Origin of the sequence: Citrobacter sp. C1, assembly GCF_014596895.2 — a bacterium.
Taxonomy (GTDB): domain Bacteria; phylum Pseudomonadota; class Gammaproteobacteria; order Enterobacterales; family Enterobacteriaceae; genus Citrobacter; species Citrobacter gillenii.
In genome coordinates this window covers 112,798-126,657 of sequence record NZ_CP115035.1, presented here as the reverse complement: position 1 = coordinate 126,657, position 13,860 = coordinate 112,798, and the positions used below count along the sequence as shown (strand labels likewise).

Sequence of the window (13,860 nt, the reverse complement as noted above, 5' to 3'; positions counted from 1 at the left end):
AAAATGGGCGGGGGAGAATCTGCTTCAGATCACACTGGGAAAAAAACAGATGAAAATTTCTTGCGATTCAGATCACAAAGACTCAACAAACAGGCCAACATAAAACGTGAACCAATTCACATTTTTCTGCCTTTTTGGGTGAATTCTAACCGTGAGGTGTTTTTTTGTACTGGCATTTTGTGATGAATATCACATTAACTACCGCCATACACCCTATATTTACGTGACGAATATCACATAAAAAGGCGTCGACTGGACAGTTGAACGATTCAGTGCCAGATTTCGCAGTATCTACAGGGTCCGGCTACCTCCTGCCGCTACATTAACAAACCTCGGGCTTTCAGCCTGCGCGATAGCAAACATAAGAAGGGGTGTTTTTATGTCATCCGATATTAAGATCAAAGTGCAAAGCTTTGGTCGATTCCTCAGCAACATGGTGATGCCGAATATCGGCGCGTTTATCGCGTGGGGTATTATCACCGCATTATTCATTCCGACAGGGTGGTTGCCGAGCGAAACGCTGGCGAAGCTCGTTGGCCCTATGATCACCTATCTTCTGCCGCTGCTGATTGGTTACACCGGCGGTAAATTGGTGGGTGGCGATCGCGGCGGTGTGGTCGGTGCCATCACCACAATGGGTGTGATCGTCGGTGCCGATATGCCGATGTTCCTCGGCGCAATGATTGCCGGTCCGTTGGGCGGCTGGGCGATTAAACACTTCGATAACTGGGTTGACGGTAAGATTAAATCCGGCTTTGAGATGCTGGTGAACAACTTCTCCGCCGGCATCATCGGGATGATCCTCGCTATCCTGGCGTTCCTCGGCATTGGCCCACTGGTTGAGGCCCTGTCCAAAATTCTGGCAGCAGGCGTTAACTTCATGGTTGTCCATGACATGCTGCCGCTGGCGTCTATCTTTGTTGAACCGGCGAAAATCCTGTTCCTCAACAACGCCATCAACCACGGTATTTTCTCACCGCTGGGCATTCAGCAGTCCCATGAGATGGGCAAATCCATCTTCTTCCTGATTGAAGCAAACCCGGGTCCGGGTATGGGCGTCCTGCTGGCGTACATGTTCTTCGGTCGCGGTAGCGCTAAACAGTCTGCGGGCGGCGCGGCTATCATCCACTTCCTGGGCGGTATCCACGAAATTTACTTCCCGTACGTGCTGATGAACCCACGTCTGATCCTGGCCGTTATCCTCGGCGGTATGACCGGCGTATTTACGCTGACTATCCTCGGCGGCGGTCTGGTTTCTCCGGCCTCTCCGGGCTCTATCCTGGCCGTACTGGCCATGACGCCAAAAGGCGCGTACTTCGCTAACATCGCGGCAATCTGTGCGGCCATGGCGGTCTCCTTTGTGGTCTCAGCCATTCTGCTGAAAACCAGCAAAGTGAAGGAAGAAGATGACATTGATGCAGCGACCCGTCGCATGCACGACATGAAAGCAGAATCCAAAGGTTCATCTCCGCTGTCTGCGGGCGATGTCACCAACGACCTGAGCCATGTGCGTAAAATCATCGTTGCCTGTGATGCCGGTATGGGCTCCAGCGCAATGGGTGCAGGCGTACTGCGCAAGAAAGTGCAGGATGCCGGTCTGTCTCAGATCTCCGTCACCAACAGCGCGATTAACAATCTGCCGCCGGATGTGGATCTGGTCATTACCCACCGTGACCTGACCGAACGCGCTATGCGCCAGGTTCCGCAGGCGCAGCACATTTCGCTGACCAACTTCCTCGACAGCGGTCTGTACACCAGCCTGACCGAGCGTCTGGTTGCCGCACAGCGCCACAACGTTAACGAAGAGAAGGTACGTGACCACCTGAAAGACAGTTTTGATGAAGGTGATAACAACCTGTTCAAACTGGGTGCGGAGAATATCTTCCTTGGCCGTAAAGCCACCAACAAAGAAGAAGCCATTCTGTTTGCCGGTGAGCAACTGGTGAAAGGCGGCTATGTTGAGCCGGAATACGTCCAGGCAATGCTGGATCGCGAAAAACTGACCTCTACCTACCTGGGTGAGTCCATTGCGGTACCGCACGGCACCATCGAAGCTAAAGATCGCGTGCTGAAAACCGGCATCGTGTTCTGTCAGTACCCGGAAGGTGTGCGCTTCGGTGAAGAAGAAGACGACATTGCCCGCCTGGTGATTGGTATCGCCGCGCGTAACAATGAGCACATCCAGGTGATTACCAGCCTGACCAACGCGCTGGATGATGAATCCGTGATCGAACGTCTGGCGCAGACCACCAGCGTGGATGAAGTGCTGGAACTGCTGGCAGGTCGTAAGTAAGCGTTATTGCCCGGTAAGACTCATGCTTACCGGACCTACAAAATCCTCTCCCTTGTGGAGAGGGTTAGGTTGAGGGAAAAGCCTCACCCCAGCCCTCTTGGGTAAAAACATTAATGAAGGTTAATACTATGAAAGCATTACATTTTGGCGCAGGTAATATCGGTCGTGGCTTTATCGGCAAACTGCTGGCAGACGCGGGGATACAACTGACGTTTGCGGATGTAAATCAGGTGGTTCTCGACGCCCTGAATGCCCGTCATAGCTATCAGGTTCATGTTGTCGGTGAAAATGAGCAGGTTGATACCGTTTCCGGCGTTAACGCCGTCAGCAGCATCGGCGACGATGTCGTTGAACTGATTGCCCAGGTTGATCTCGTGACCACCGCGGTTGGTCCGGTCGTGCTGGAACGCATTGCGCCTGCCATCGCCAAAGGGCTGATCAAACGTAAAGCGCAGGGTATTAGCGCTCCACTGAATATTATTGCCTGCGAAAACATGGTGCGTGGCACCACCCAGTTGAAAGGCCACGTGCTGAACGCGCTGGACGATGCGGATAAAGCCTGGGTTGAAGAACATGTTGGTTTTGTCGATTCTGCCGTAGACCGTATTGTTCCGCCTTCCGCCTCTGCCACCAATGACCCGCTGGAAGTGACCGTAGAAACCTTCAGCGAGTGGATTGTCGACAAAACCCAGTTTAAAGGCGAGCTGCCAAACATCCCGGGAATGGAATTAACTGATAACCTGATGGCATTTGTCGAACGTAAGCTCTTCACGCTGAACACGGGGCATGCTATAACCGCGTACCTCGGAAAATTGACCGGTCATCAGACCATCCGTGACGCGATTCTCGACGAGAAAATCCGCGCAGTGGTAAAAGGTGCGATGGAAGAGAGCGGCGCGGTACTGATCAAACGCTATGGCTTTGATGCGGCAAAACATGCAGCATACATTCAGAAAATCCTCAGTCGTTTCGAAAACCCGTACCTGAAAGATGACGTTGAGCGCGTGGGCCGCCAGCCGCTGCGTAAACTGAGCGCAGGCGACCGTTTAATCAAGCCGCTGCTCGGCACGCTGGAGTACGGCCTGCCGCACGTTAATCTGGTGCAGGGTATTGCTGCGGCGATGCATTACCGCAGTGAAGAAGACCCGCAAGCGCAGGAACTGGCAGCGCTGATTGACGAAAAAGGCCCACAGGCCGCGCTGGCACAGGTTTCCGGGCTGGATGCCAACAGCGACGTGGTGGCGGAGGCGGTTAACGCATATAACGCAACCAAATGATCCACAGTGCGGCGCAGGTCAGCCTGCGCCCGAATATCAGATTGTCAGATATGCAGGCAATAATGGAACAAACGCAGGCCTTTGAAAATCGTGTGCTTGAGCGTCTGAATGCTGGCAAAACCGTACGCAGCTTCCTCATCACCGCCGTAGATTTACTCACCGAGGCGGTGAATATCCTGGTGCTTCAGGTATTTCGCAAAGACGACTACGCGGTTAAATATGCAGTGGAACCGTTGCTCGACGGCGACGGGCCGCTGGGCGATCTGTCGGTCCGTCTGAAGCTGATCTACGGCCTGGGTGTGCTCAGCCGCCCTGAGTATGAAGATGCGGAACTGCTGATGGCGCTGCGTGAGGAATTGAATCACGACGGTAATGAATATGCGTTCACCGACGACGAAATTCTCGGACCGTTTGGTGAACTGCACTGCGTGACGGCGCTCCCGCCCCCGCCCCAGTTTGATACCTCAGACTCGGGTTTGTACGCCATGCAAATCCAGCGCTACCAGCAAATGGTACGCTCAACCATGGTGCTCTCTCTGACCGAGCTGATTTCTAAAATCAGCTTAAAGAAAGCCTTTCAGAAATAACGTCATACCGATTTACTTCTCATCCTGCTGCGGTCGATACAGCTGGCGATAGTACTCCAGACGCTGCAGATACAGCGGCACGTTTTCCTGCGGGACCTCAGAAGGCACCGTGTTACGCGGCGGCGTTTTATTCAAGTACTCACGAAAAGCCTGGCTTGACGCCATAAAATCGATGGTTTTATCAATAAGAATCGAAACGTTCTCGCCTATTTTCGCCATGATGATTCATCCTCCATGTATTATCCGCGACCCGCCTGCGCGGTCGATGGTTTAAGTTTAGGATCGGATGGTTAATTATATTGAGGAAAACGTGCTTCACTATGCCGCCACCGACAAAAAGCACCATCAACGATCTTATTTCTTAAAATCCCTTTTTAATCAAACAGCTAACATTTTCATTAGCGAAATAATACTTGCAGCATTTGATTATTTATCTTCGATTAGTTGAGAATAATCCCCCTCTGCGCGCATACTATAGGATATTCATCCTATTTTTAGCAGAAGCTATCCTATGAAAGAAGTCGAAAAAAACGAAATTAAACGTCTGAGCGATCGCCTGGACGCCATCCGCCACCAGCAGGCAGACCTGTCACTGGTTGAAGCCGCCGACAAATATGCCGAGCTGGAAAAAGAAAAAGAAACGCTGGAAGCCGAGATCGTGCGCCTGCGTGAAGTTCACGGTCAGAAGTTGAGCAAAGAAGCACAAAAGCTCAGCAAGCTCCCGTTCCGTCGCGCCATCACCAAAAAAGAGCAGGCCGACATGGGCAAGCTGAAGAAAAGCGTGCGCGGCCTGGTGATCGTACACCCGATGACCGAACTGGGTCGTGAAATGGGCCTGAAAGAGATGACTGGCTTTTCAAAGACTGAGTTTTGATCACCCTCCGGGCAACGTCCGTTTGCCCGGTCTCCTATTTCCCCGCCAATTGGCCCTACCAATTTTAGCCAGATCCGAATACCCCCTCACATTTCGTTAAAAATAACTTACAATGCCGTTGCCAATAAATAACATTTGATTAACCATTCGTTGTCATTACCCCTACACAACAATATTGGCAGGGCCACTTTTACACATAGTGTGACGACGAGATGAGCACAGACTCATTGCATTATGTCGGCGGCCCCCAGGAGACCTGCAATGAATCTCTGGCAACAAAACTACGACCCGGCCGGTAACATCTGGCTTTCAAGCCTGATTGCCTCACTCCCTATTCTGTTCTTTTTCTTCGCGCTGATTAAGCTCAAGCTGAAAGGTTATGTCGCTGCGACGTGGACGGTAGGGATTGCCCTGTTGGTCGCCTTGCTGTTCTACAAAATGCCGGTCGATCACGCGCTGGCATCCGTGGTGTACGGCTTCTTCTATGGTCTGTGGCCGATTGCCTGGATAATCATCGCCGCCGTATTCGTCTATAAGATTTCGGTCAAGACCGGGCAGTTCGACATTATCCGCTCCTCAATTCTGTCGATTACCCCGGACCAGCGTCTGCAGATGCTGATTGTCGGCTTCTGCTTTGGCGCATTCCTCGAGGGGGCTGCAGGATTTGGCGCCCCGGTGGCGATTACCGCCGCACTGCTGGTTGGCCTGGGCTTTAACCCGCTGTACGCCGCAGGTCTGTGCCTGATTGTAAACACCGCGCCGGTGGCGTTTGGCGCAATGGGTATTCCGATCCTGGTTGCTGGTCAGGTTACCGGGCTGGACAGTTTTGAAATCGGCCAGATGGTAGGCCGCCAGCTGCCGTTCCTGACGATTATCGTGCTGTTCTGGATCATGGCGATTATGGACGGCTGGCGCGGCGTGAAAGAGACCTGGCCGGCGGTAATGGTCGCAGGCGGCTCCTTTGCCATCGCGCAGTACCTCAGCTCTAACTTTATCGGGCCAGAACTGCCGGACATCATCTCTTCTCTGGTGTCACTGGTGTGTCTGACGCTGTTCCTGAAACGCTGGCAGCCGGTACGCATCTTCCGCTTTGGTGACATGGGTGCTTCACAGGTCGATCAAACGCTGGCCCGCACTCACTACACCGCCGGCCAGGTGGTTCGCGCCTGGTCACCGTTCCTGTTTCTGACAGCAACGGTCACGCTGTGGAGCATCCCACCGTTTAAAGCGCTGTTTGCCCCTGGCGGCGCGATGTATCACTGGGTGGTGAATGTTCCGGTACCGTTCCTCGACAAACTGGTGGCCCGCATGCCGCCGGTGGTACACGAAGCCACGGCCTACGCGGCGGTATACAAGTTTGACTGGTTCTCAGCGACCGGCACCGCCATTCTGTTTGCCGCCCTGCTGTCTATCGTCTGGCTGAAAATGAAGCCCTCTGCCGCCCTGCAAACCTTCGGCAGCACGCTGAAAGAGCTGGCGTTGCCCATCTATTCCATCGGGATGGTACTGGCATTCGCATTTATCTCTAACTACTCAGGCCTGTCTTCGACGCTGGCATTAGCGCTGGCACACACCGGCAGCGCCTTTACCTTCTTCTCGCCGTTCCTCGGCTGGCTGGGCGTATTCCTGACCGGGTCAGATACCTCTTCTAACGCACTGTTCGCAGCCCTACAGGCAACGGCAGCGCAGCAAATCGGTGTCTCCGATGTACTGCTGGTGGCGGCAAATACCACCGGTGGCGTAACCGGCAAAATGATCTCCCCGCAATCTATCGCCATCGCCTGTGCGGCCGTGGGGCTGGTGGGTAAAGAGTCTGACCTGTTCCGCTTTACCGTGAAACACAGCCTGATATTCACCTGTATGGTGGGTGTGATTACCACGCTTCAGGCCTATGTCTTAACCTGGATGATCCCATGATAGTGATGCCCAGACGCCTGTCCGACGAGGTCGCTACTCGCGTGCGGGCGCTGATTGAAGAACAACAGCTGGAGGCGGGCATGAAGTTGCCCGCCGAGCGCCAGCTGGCCGTACAGCTCGGCGTGTCGCGTAATTCACTGCGCGAGGCGCTGGCAAAGCTGGTCAGTGAAGGCGTGCTGCTCAGCCGTCGCGGCGGCGGGACGTTTGTCCGCTGGCAGCATGAAGCCTGGTCCGAACAAAACATCGTTCAGCCGCTGAAAAGCCTGATGGCGGACGACCCGGATTACAGCTTCGATATTCTCGAAGCCCGCCACGCCATTGAGGCCAGCACCGCATGGCATGCCGCGATGCGCGCCACGACCGCCGACAAAGAGAAAATCAGGCTCTGTTTTGAGGCCACGCAGAGTGAGGACCCGGACCTCGCCTCACAAGCAGACGTTCGCTTTCACCTCGCCATTGCGGAAGCGTCGCACAACGTGGTGCTGCTCCAGACCATGCGCGGTTTCTTCGACGTATTGCAGTCCTCGGTAAAACAGAGCCGCCAGCGTATGTACCTGGTGCCACCTGTGTTTTCACAGCTCACAGCACAGCACCTTGCCGTGCTGGACGCGATTGTCGCCGGCGACGCTGATGGCGCACGTAAGGCGATGATGGCGCACCTCAGCTTTGTCCACACCACCATTAAACGCTTTGATGAAGACCAGGCCCGCCAGGCGCGTATTACCCGTCTGCCCGGTGACCATAATGAAATTAGCAGGGAGAACAACTCATGATTATTTCAGCAGCCAGCGATTATCGCGCCGCAGCCCAGCGCATTCTGCCCCCCTTCCTGTTCCACTACATCGACGGTGGTGCCTATGCAGAGCATACCCTGCGCCGTAACGTCGAAGATTTATCGGAGGTGGCACTACGCCAGCGCGTGCTGAAGAACATGGCCGACCTGAGTCTGGAAACCACCCTGTTCAACGAAAAACTGTCGATGCCGGTGGCATTAGCGCCGGTTGGCTTGTGCGGCATGTATGCCCGCCGGGGCGAAGTTCAGGCCGCCGCTGCCGCTGACGCCAAAGGTATTCCGTTTACGCTTTCGACGGTTTCCGTCTGCCCGATTGAAGAAGTTGCCCCGACCATCAAGCGTCCGATGTGGTTCCAGCTGTACGTCCTGCGCGATCGCGGTTTTATGCGTAACGCGCTGGAGCGTGCTAAAGCAGCGGGTTGCTCCACGCTGGTCTTTACCGTCGATATGCCCACGCCCGGCGCGCGCTACCGTGACGCACATTCCGGGATGAGCGGTCCGAATGCCGCGCTGCGCCGTTACTGGCAGGCGGTAACCCATCCGCAGTGGGCGTGGGACGTTGGCCTGAACGGTCGTCCGCATGATTTAGGCAATATCTCGACCTACCTGGGTAAACCCACCGGCCTGGAGGATTACATCGGCTGGTTGGCAAACAACTTCGATCCGTCCATCTCCTGGAAAGACCTCGAGTGGATCCGTGAATTCTGGGACGGTCCGATGGTAATCAAAGGGATCCTCGACCCGGAAGATGCCCGCGACGCCGTACGCTTTGGCGCCGACGGCATCGTGGTCTCGAACCACGGCGGCCGCCAGCTGGACGGCGTGCTGTCTTCTGCGCGTGCGCTACCCGCCATTGCCGACGCGGTGAAAGGCGATATTGCGATTCTGGCAGACAGCGGCATCCGTAACGGTCTGGACGTGGTGCGCATGATTGCACTGGGTGCAGATACCGTACTGCTGGGCCGTGCTTACCTGTATGCACTGGCGACCCACGGTCAGGCAGGTGTCGCTAACCTGTTGAACCTTATTGAGAAAGAAATGAAAGTGGCGATGACGCTGACCGGTGCAAAATCCATTCGTGAAATCAGCCGTGACTCACTGGTACAAGAGCTGGGAAAGCAACTGCCCGCCGCTCTGGCACCTCTCGTCCAGGGTAGCGCCGCGTAACCGTACCCCGTAAAACCCTACACTCTGAATGGTCGGCCTGTTCTCAGCCCGGCCATTTTTTATGCAAAAATAACGACCAGTTAACATTTACACTCAATATATTTGACAACTTTTTATTCACCTGCCAAATGTATATACAAGCTAATACAACAACAACCCACACAATAATAATCCACACGACAACAACCATCATAACGGGCGAGGGTGACATGGTTTATTCCGGTAAAGTGAATATCCAGCAGGCGATAGATGACAGTCCTTTTTCACGCTTTCATTGGGTCATCATCGTCCTTGGCTTTCTGGTGCTGGCCATTGATGGCTTCGACACGGCGGCGATGGGCTACATTGCCCCTACCCTCTCAGCCGACTGGGGGATCAAGAAACAAGATCTCGGGCCGGTATTAAGCGCCGCGCTGCTGGGGCTCTCATTTGGCGCCCTGCTGGCCGGGCCAATTTCCGATCGCATGGGACGTAAACGCGTACTGGTTTTTTCCTGCCTGTTCTTTGGTCTCGCCAGTCTGGGCACCGCCTATGCCCAGACGCTGAATATGTTAACGTTTTGGCGGTTTCTCACCGGACTCGGGCTGGGTGCAGCAATGCCGAACGCCATCACGTTGGTGTCAGAATTTGCGCCAAAACGCTGCCGCTCGATGGCGATTAACACCATGTACTGCGGTTTCCCGCTCGGTGCAGCAGGTGGCGGGGTTATCTCCTCCTGGCTGATTCCTAACTACGGCTGGCACAGCGTCCTGCTCGCCGGGGCAATTGCCCCGCTGGCGCTGACCATCCTCCTGGTGTTATTTCTGCCGGAGTCGGTCAAGTATCTGGTCCATCGCGGGAAAGAGATCGCACAAGTCAAACGAATTGCCCGTCGCTTTATGCCAGGTGATATAGACCAGGTCACCCATTTTTATCTGGATGAAGAACGGACTGACGTCAAAAAAGGCAGCGTGGCGCAGTTGTTCAGCATGCCGTGGCTGCCGGGCACGTTGATGCTGTGGATGACCTACTTTATGGGGCTGGTTATCTATTATGTGCTGCTGAGCTGGATGCCGACGCTGATGCTGGGAATGGGTTACCCGCTGGCAGAATCTGCCTGGCTGACATCACTGTTCACCTTCGGCGGTACCGCGGGGATCCTGCTGGCCGGCTGGCTGATGGATCGCTGGGAAGCGCACAAAGTCGTCTCCATCGGTTTTATCCTGACAATGCTGTTTGCACTGGCGCTCGGGTTTGAACATAACCACATCATTCTGTTTGGCGCCCTGATCTTCCTGATGGGGATCACCATGAACGGTGCACAGTCCGGACTACAGACGCTGGCGGCAACGTTTTACCCGACCCACTGTCGCGCAACAGGTATTGCCTGGATGCAGGGCGTGGGCCGCTTTGGTGGCGTCGCCGGGACCATGACCAGCGCCCAATTACTTTCTCTGCAATGGCAGGCTGACAGCATATTGATGTTCCTCAGCGTTCCCGCGCTGCTGGCTGCTGCCGCAACGCTTTATAAGCTGCAACGCTATAAACCGCAGCCTCTGACCGTCGCATAGTACCCGTCCTTTCTGCTATCCTGCCCCCCGTTATTAAGGGGGCAGTATGCTTAACATCGTTTTATTCGAACCAGAAATCCCGCCAAATACCGGCAATATCATCCGCCTTTGCGCCAATACCGGCTTTCGTCTGCATATTATTGAGCCCATGGGCTTTACCTGGGACGACAAGCGCCTGCGTCGCGCGGGGCTGGATTATCACGAATTTACCGCCGTACTGCGCCACCCTGATTACGCCGCCTTTGTGGCTGCAGAAAATCCGCAACGTCTTTTTGCGCTGACCACCAAAGGGACGCCGGCCCATAGCGCGGTAAGCTATCAGGATGGTGATTATCTGATGTTTGGCCCAGAAACGCGCGGCCTGCCCGCCAGCATTCTCGACGCGCTGCCTGCAGAACAAAAAATTCGTATTCCGATGATGCCGGACAGCCGCAGCATGAACCTGTCTAACGCGGTGTCGGTGGTGGTGTATGAGGCCTGGCGCCAGCTGGGGTATCCGGGCGCCGTATTACGCAGTTGATTTTGTCGGATGCGGCTAGCGCCTTATCCGACCTACATTAATTTGATGTTATTCGTTTCGAGCGTTATCGGCGCAGACAGATTGCACACGGACTGCGCTTGCCGACCTGCGCGTACACGCAGTACGTGAGGATGACGAGCACAGCCCAGGTTCAATATGGCAAGTAAGATAGCTCGAAATCAGATGCCATCGCCGCATTCGAACGTATGATGTATCCCGTTGAAATGCTGATCCATATCCATGGACGGCTTATCGCTGTCAGGTTTACCGACAATCCGTGCCGGAACGCCTGCGGCGGTGGTATGTGGCGGTACGGGCTGTAAGACGACAGAACCCGCGCCAATTTTCGCCCCGCGCCCAACCTCGATGTTGCCGAGAATTTTTGCGCCCGCGCCAATCATCACGCCTTCACGAATTTTTGGGTGACGATCGCCGCCCGCTTTACCGGTCCCGCCTAAGGTGACGGATTGCAGGATCGAGACGTCGTTTTCGATCACCGCGGTTTCACCCACCACAATTCCGGTGGCATGATCGAGCATGATCCCACGACCAATTTTTGCCGCCGGATGAATGTCGACCTGGAAAGTCACAGACACCTGATTTTGCAAGAAGATCGCCAGTGCCTGACGCCCCTGATGCCACAGCCAGTGGCCGATGCGGTAAGCCTGCAGCGCATGGAAGCCCTTCAGGTACAAAAGCGGGGTGGAATATTTGTCGACAGCCGGGTCACGCGTGCGCACTGCCTGGATATCGCAGGCCGCCGAGGCAATCATTTCCGGATCGGCGGCGTAGGCTTCTTCCACCACTTCACGAATAGCAATCGCCGGCATGATTGGCGACGCAAGCTTATTCGCCAGCATATAGCTTAGCGCGCTGCCGAGATTCTCATGCTTGAGCAGCGTTGCGTGGTAAAAACTGGCCAGCATTGGCTCACAATCCGCCAGTGCCCGGGCTTCTGCTTTAATATTTTTCCAGACGATATCCAGTTCTTCACACGGCATTGCGTACTCCACAGAAGGTAGCAAAACGACCAACCCGTTCTACGCGGGTCGGGTCGTTATAGTAAAACGGTTCCTTACGGCTAGTGGCTGCTCCGCTCGTCCTTGCGTGCACGACCTAATAACGTCAATGCTGCCTCGCGCGCATTTTTTCCGCAATACAATACTTGATAAATTTCCTCGGTTATTGGCATTTCGACACCAAAACGGTGCGCCAATTCACGAACTTCTTTCGTATTGCGATAGCCTTCAACCACTTGGCCAATCTTGTCCTGCGCGCCCTGAACATCCATGCCCTGACCGAGCATCATGCCAAAACGGCGGTTACGCGACTGGTTGTCGGTACACGTCAGCACCAGGTCGCCCAGACCCGCCATGCCCATGAAGGTCGCCGGATCGGCACCCAGCGCCGCACCAAGGCGTGACATTTCGGTCAACCCGCGGGTGATCAATGCCGTACGGGCATTAGCACCGAAACCGATGCCGTCAGACATCCCTGCGCCAATGGCAATCACGTTTTTCACTGCACCGCCGAGCTGTACACCAATGAAGTCCGGGTTACTGTAAACGCGGAAACTTTTGCCGCAGTGCAGCAGTTGCTGGAGATCGTCAGCAAACGTCTCATCCGTTGACGCCAGCGAAATCGCCGTAGGCATGCCTGCAGCCAGTTCTTTGGCAAACGTAGGACCGGAAATCACCGCCAGCGGAATGGCATCCCCCAACGCTTCACGCGCGACATCCTGTAACAGGCGTCCCGTTTCCGCTTCCAGACCTTTTGTCGCCCAAACCAGGCGCGCATCAGAGCGCATCAACGGTTTGATCTGACGCAGCACTTCGCCAAAGACGTGGCTCGGCACCACCACCAGAATATTACGGCTGGCGGCCAGCGCAGTGGCTAAATCACTTTCCAGGCGCAGCGTATCGGGAAAAGGCACATCAGGAAGGAACGCAACGTTGCAGCGATCGTGCTCGAGCGTTGCGATATGTTTGGGATCGTGGCCCCACAGGATAACCGGGTGGCCGTTTCTTGCCAGGGTAATGGCAAGAGCGGTGCCGTACGAGCCGGCACCAATCACAGTCATTGAAGCATTACTTTGATTCATCAGGCATCCTGATGTTCTTCAGTACCTTCGCCAGTCTGCTGCTGTAAATAGTTCATGAACAGCGCATCAAAGTTGACCGGTGCAAGGTTCAGCTGCGGGAACGTACCGCGTGATACCAGGCTGGTGATGCATTCACGGGCATACGGGAACAGGATGTTCGGGCAGTATGCACCCAGGCAATGCGCCATCTGAGTCCCTTCAATTCCGCTGATGGAGAAAATCCCGCCCTGCTGAACTTCGCACAGGAACGCCGTTTCTTCACCCAGAGAAGCCGTTACGGTGACACGCAGCACAACTTCATACACGTCATCTGCCAGTTGGGTAGATGCAGTATCAAGATCAAGTTTAACCTCTGGCTGCCAATCTTTCTGGAAAACATGCGGTGCATTTGGCGCTTCGAAAGACACATCCTTGGTATAAATACGTTGGATCTGGAAAGCCATTTCAGTGTTATTTTGTTCTGACATGTTTAGAAAACCCTTTAGTGTTGTCCTTTAAATACTATCCGTACGCCTTAACGCAGCAGGGGATCCAGTCCACCACGCGCATCCAACGCATACAAGTCGTCACAACCACCAATGTGCTGTGCATCAATAAAAATCTGCGGAACCGTCGTACGACCACTGCGTTTGATCATCTCTTCGCGCTTCACGGCGTCGCCGTCAATCGGAAGTTCCTGGAAACTCACGCCCTTGCTGTTCAATAGCGCTTTTGCGCGATGGCAAAATGGGCAGGTTGCTTTGGTGTAGATCTCGATGTTGGCCATGACTTATCTCCGATA

14 protein-coding genes are annotated in these 13,860 nt (G+C 54.7%); 9 read left to right on the top strand and 5 right to left on the bottom strand.

From position 1 onward, the window contains the following. Nucleotides 1-379 precede the first annotated feature (379 nt). From mtlA to mtlR, 3 genes are all read left to right on the top strand, one after another. A complete protein-coding gene (gene mtlA, locus IB214_RS00625; protein ID WP_115257184.1) occupies nt 380-2,293 on the top strand; it encodes a PTS mannitol transporter subunit IICBA in 1,914 nt (637 codons plus the stop codon). A gap of 128 nt (nt 2,294-2,421) precedes the next feature. Continuing rightward, nucleotides 2,422-3,570, top strand: coding sequence for a mannitol-1-phosphate 5-dehydrogenase (gene mtlD, locus IB214_RS00620; protein ID WP_117342539.1), 1,149 nt, complete (start codon nt 2,422-2,424; stop codon nt 3,568-3,570). Continuing rightward, nucleotides 3,567-4,157: a mannitol operon repressor MtlR gene (mtlR, locus tag IB214_RS00615; protein WP_096759107.1), complete on the top strand. Its 591-nt coding sequence runs from the start codon at nt 3,567-3,569 to the stop codon at nt 4,155-4,157. Before mtlD ends, mtlR begins: the two co-directional genes overlap by 4 nt. 12 nt (nt 4,158-4,169) lie before the next feature. Here mtlR and IB214_RS00610 read toward each other — a convergent pair whose 3' ends face one another. Continuing rightward, nucleotides 4,170-4,376 (bottom strand): hypothetical protein, encoded by a 207-nt coding sequence (locus tag IB214_RS00610; protein ID WP_096759106.1) that lies wholly within the window; start codon nt 4,374-4,376, stop codon nt 4,170-4,172. Between the two features lie 292 nt (nt 4,377-4,668). Here IB214_RS00610 and IB214_RS00605 point away from each other — a divergent pair, with 292 nt between their 5' ends. From IB214_RS00605 to trmL, 6 genes are all read left to right on the top strand, one after another. After that, a complete protein-coding gene (locus tag IB214_RS00605; RefSeq protein WP_096759105.1) occupies nt 4,669-5,031 on the top strand; it encodes a YibL family ribosome-associated protein in 363 nt (120 codons plus the stop codon). Between the two features lie 261 nt (nt 5,032-5,292). Continuing rightward, a complete protein-coding gene (gene lldP / locus IB214_RS00600; RefSeq protein WP_096759104.1) occupies nt 5,293-6,948 on the top strand; it encodes an L-lactate permease in 1,656 nt (551 codons plus the stop codon). Next, nucleotides 6,945-7,721, top strand: coding sequence for a transcriptional regulator LldR (gene lldR, locus IB214_RS00595; RefSeq protein WP_096759103.1), 777 nt, complete (start codon nt 6,945-6,947; stop codon nt 7,719-7,721). Before lldP ends, lldR begins: the two co-directional genes overlap by 4 nt. Next, on the top strand, nt 7,718-8,908 hold the full coding sequence (gene lldD, locus IB214_RS00590) for an FMN-dependent L-lactate dehydrogenase LldD (RefSeq protein WP_096759102.1): 1,191 nt from the start codon (nt 7,718-7,720) through the stop codon (nt 8,906-8,908). Before lldR ends, lldD begins: the two co-directional genes overlap by 4 nt. A 209-nt stretch (nt 8,909-9,117) precedes the next feature. Then, entirely contained in the window at nt 9,118-10,458 is a 1,341-nt protein-coding gene (locus IB214_RS00585) for an aromatic acid/H+ symport family MFS transporter (RefSeq protein WP_117342540.1), read from the top strand. Between the two features lie 46 nt (nt 10,459-10,504). Next, complete coding sequence (trmL, locus tag IB214_RS00580; RefSeq protein WP_003827329.1) at nt 10,505-10,978, top strand: tRNA (uridine(34)/cytosine(34)/5-carboxymethylaminomethyluridine(34)-2'-O)-methyltransferase TrmL; 474 nt, start codon at nt 10,505-10,507, stop codon at nt 10,976-10,978. 179 nt (nt 10,979-11,157) lie between these two features. Here the strand turns inward: trmL and cysE are convergent, their stop codons facing one another. From cysE to grxC, 4 genes are all read right to left on the bottom strand, one after another. Further along, the gene (cysE, locus tag IB214_RS00575) at nt 11,158-11,979 is read right to left on the bottom strand and encodes a serine O-acetyltransferase (RefSeq protein ID WP_096759099.1); all 822 of its coding nucleotides are present in this window, start codon (nt 11,977-11,979) and stop codon (nt 11,158-11,160) included. 80 nt (nt 11,980-12,059) lie between these two features. Next, nucleotides 12,060-13,079, bottom strand: coding sequence for an NAD(P)H-dependent glycerol-3-phosphate dehydrogenase (gene gpsA / locus IB214_RS00570; protein ID WP_117342542.1), 1,020 nt, complete (start codon nt 13,077-13,079; stop codon nt 12,060-12,062). Then, on the bottom strand, nt 13,079-13,546 hold the full coding sequence (gene secB / locus IB214_RS00565; RefSeq protein WP_096759097.1) for a protein-export chaperone SecB: 468 nt from the start codon (nt 13,544-13,546) through the stop codon (nt 13,079-13,081). Before secB ends, gpsA begins: the two co-directional genes overlap by 1 nt. A gap of 47 nt (nt 13,547-13,593) precedes the next feature. Further along, entirely contained in the window at nt 13,594-13,845 is a 252-nt protein-coding gene (gene grxC / locus IB214_RS00560; RefSeq protein WP_003024152.1) for a glutaredoxin 3, read from the bottom strand. Nucleotides 13,846-13,860: the final 15 nt, after the last annotated feature.

Excerpts from the sequence above, each read along its gene's own strand:
- IB214_RS00585 (WP_117342540.1), top strand. The coding sequence starts at position 9,118 with ATGGTTTATTCCGGTAAAGTGAATATCCAGCAGGCGATAGATGACAGT.
- lldP (WP_096759104.1), top strand. The coding sequence starts at position 5,293 with ATGAATCTCTGGCAACAAAACTACGACCCGGCCGGTAACATCTGGCTT.
- mtlD (WP_117342539.1), top strand. The coding sequence starts at position 2,422 with ATGAAAGCATTACATTTTGGCGCAGGTAATATCGGTCGTGGCTTTATC.
- lldR (WP_096759103.1), top strand. The coding sequence starts at position 6,945 with ATGATAGTGATGCCCAGACGCCTGTCCGACGAGGTCGCTACTCGCGTG.
- gpsA (WP_117342542.1), bottom strand. The coding sequence starts at position 13,079 with ATGAATCAAAGTAATGCTTCAATGACTGTGATTGGTGCCGGCTCGTAC.
- grxC (WP_003024152.1), bottom strand. The coding sequence starts at position 13,845 with ATGGCCAACATCGAGATCTACACCAAAGCAACCTGCCCATTTTGCCAT.
- cysE (WP_096759099.1), bottom strand. The coding sequence starts at position 11,979 with ATGCCGTGTGAAGAACTGGATATCGTCTGGAAAAATATTAAAGCAGAA.
- secB (WP_096759097.1), bottom strand. The coding sequence starts at position 13,546 with ATGTCAGAACAAAATAACACTGAAATGGCTTTCCAGATCCAACGTATT.
- mtlR (WP_096759107.1), top strand. The coding sequence starts at position 3,567 with ATGATCCACAGTGCGGCGCAGGTCAGCCTGCGCCCGAATATCAGATTG.
- IB214_RS00610 (WP_096759106.1), bottom strand. The coding sequence starts at position 4,376 with ATGGCGAAAATAGGCGAGAACGTTTCGATTCTTATTGATAAAACCATC.
- IB214_RS00605 (WP_096759105.1), top strand. The coding sequence starts at position 4,669 with ATGAAAGAAGTCGAAAAAAACGAAATTAAACGTCTGAGCGATCGCCTG.
- trmL (WP_003827329.1), top strand. The coding sequence starts at position 10,505 with ATGCTTAACATCGTTTTATTCGAACCAGAAATCCCGCCAAATACCGGC.
- mtlA (WP_115257184.1), top strand. The coding sequence starts at position 380 with ATGTCATCCGATATTAAGATCAAAGTGCAAAGCTTTGGTCGATTCCTC.
- lldD (WP_096759102.1), top strand. The coding sequence starts at position 7,718 with ATGATTATTTCAGCAGCCAGCGATTATCGCGCCGCAGCCCAGCGCATT.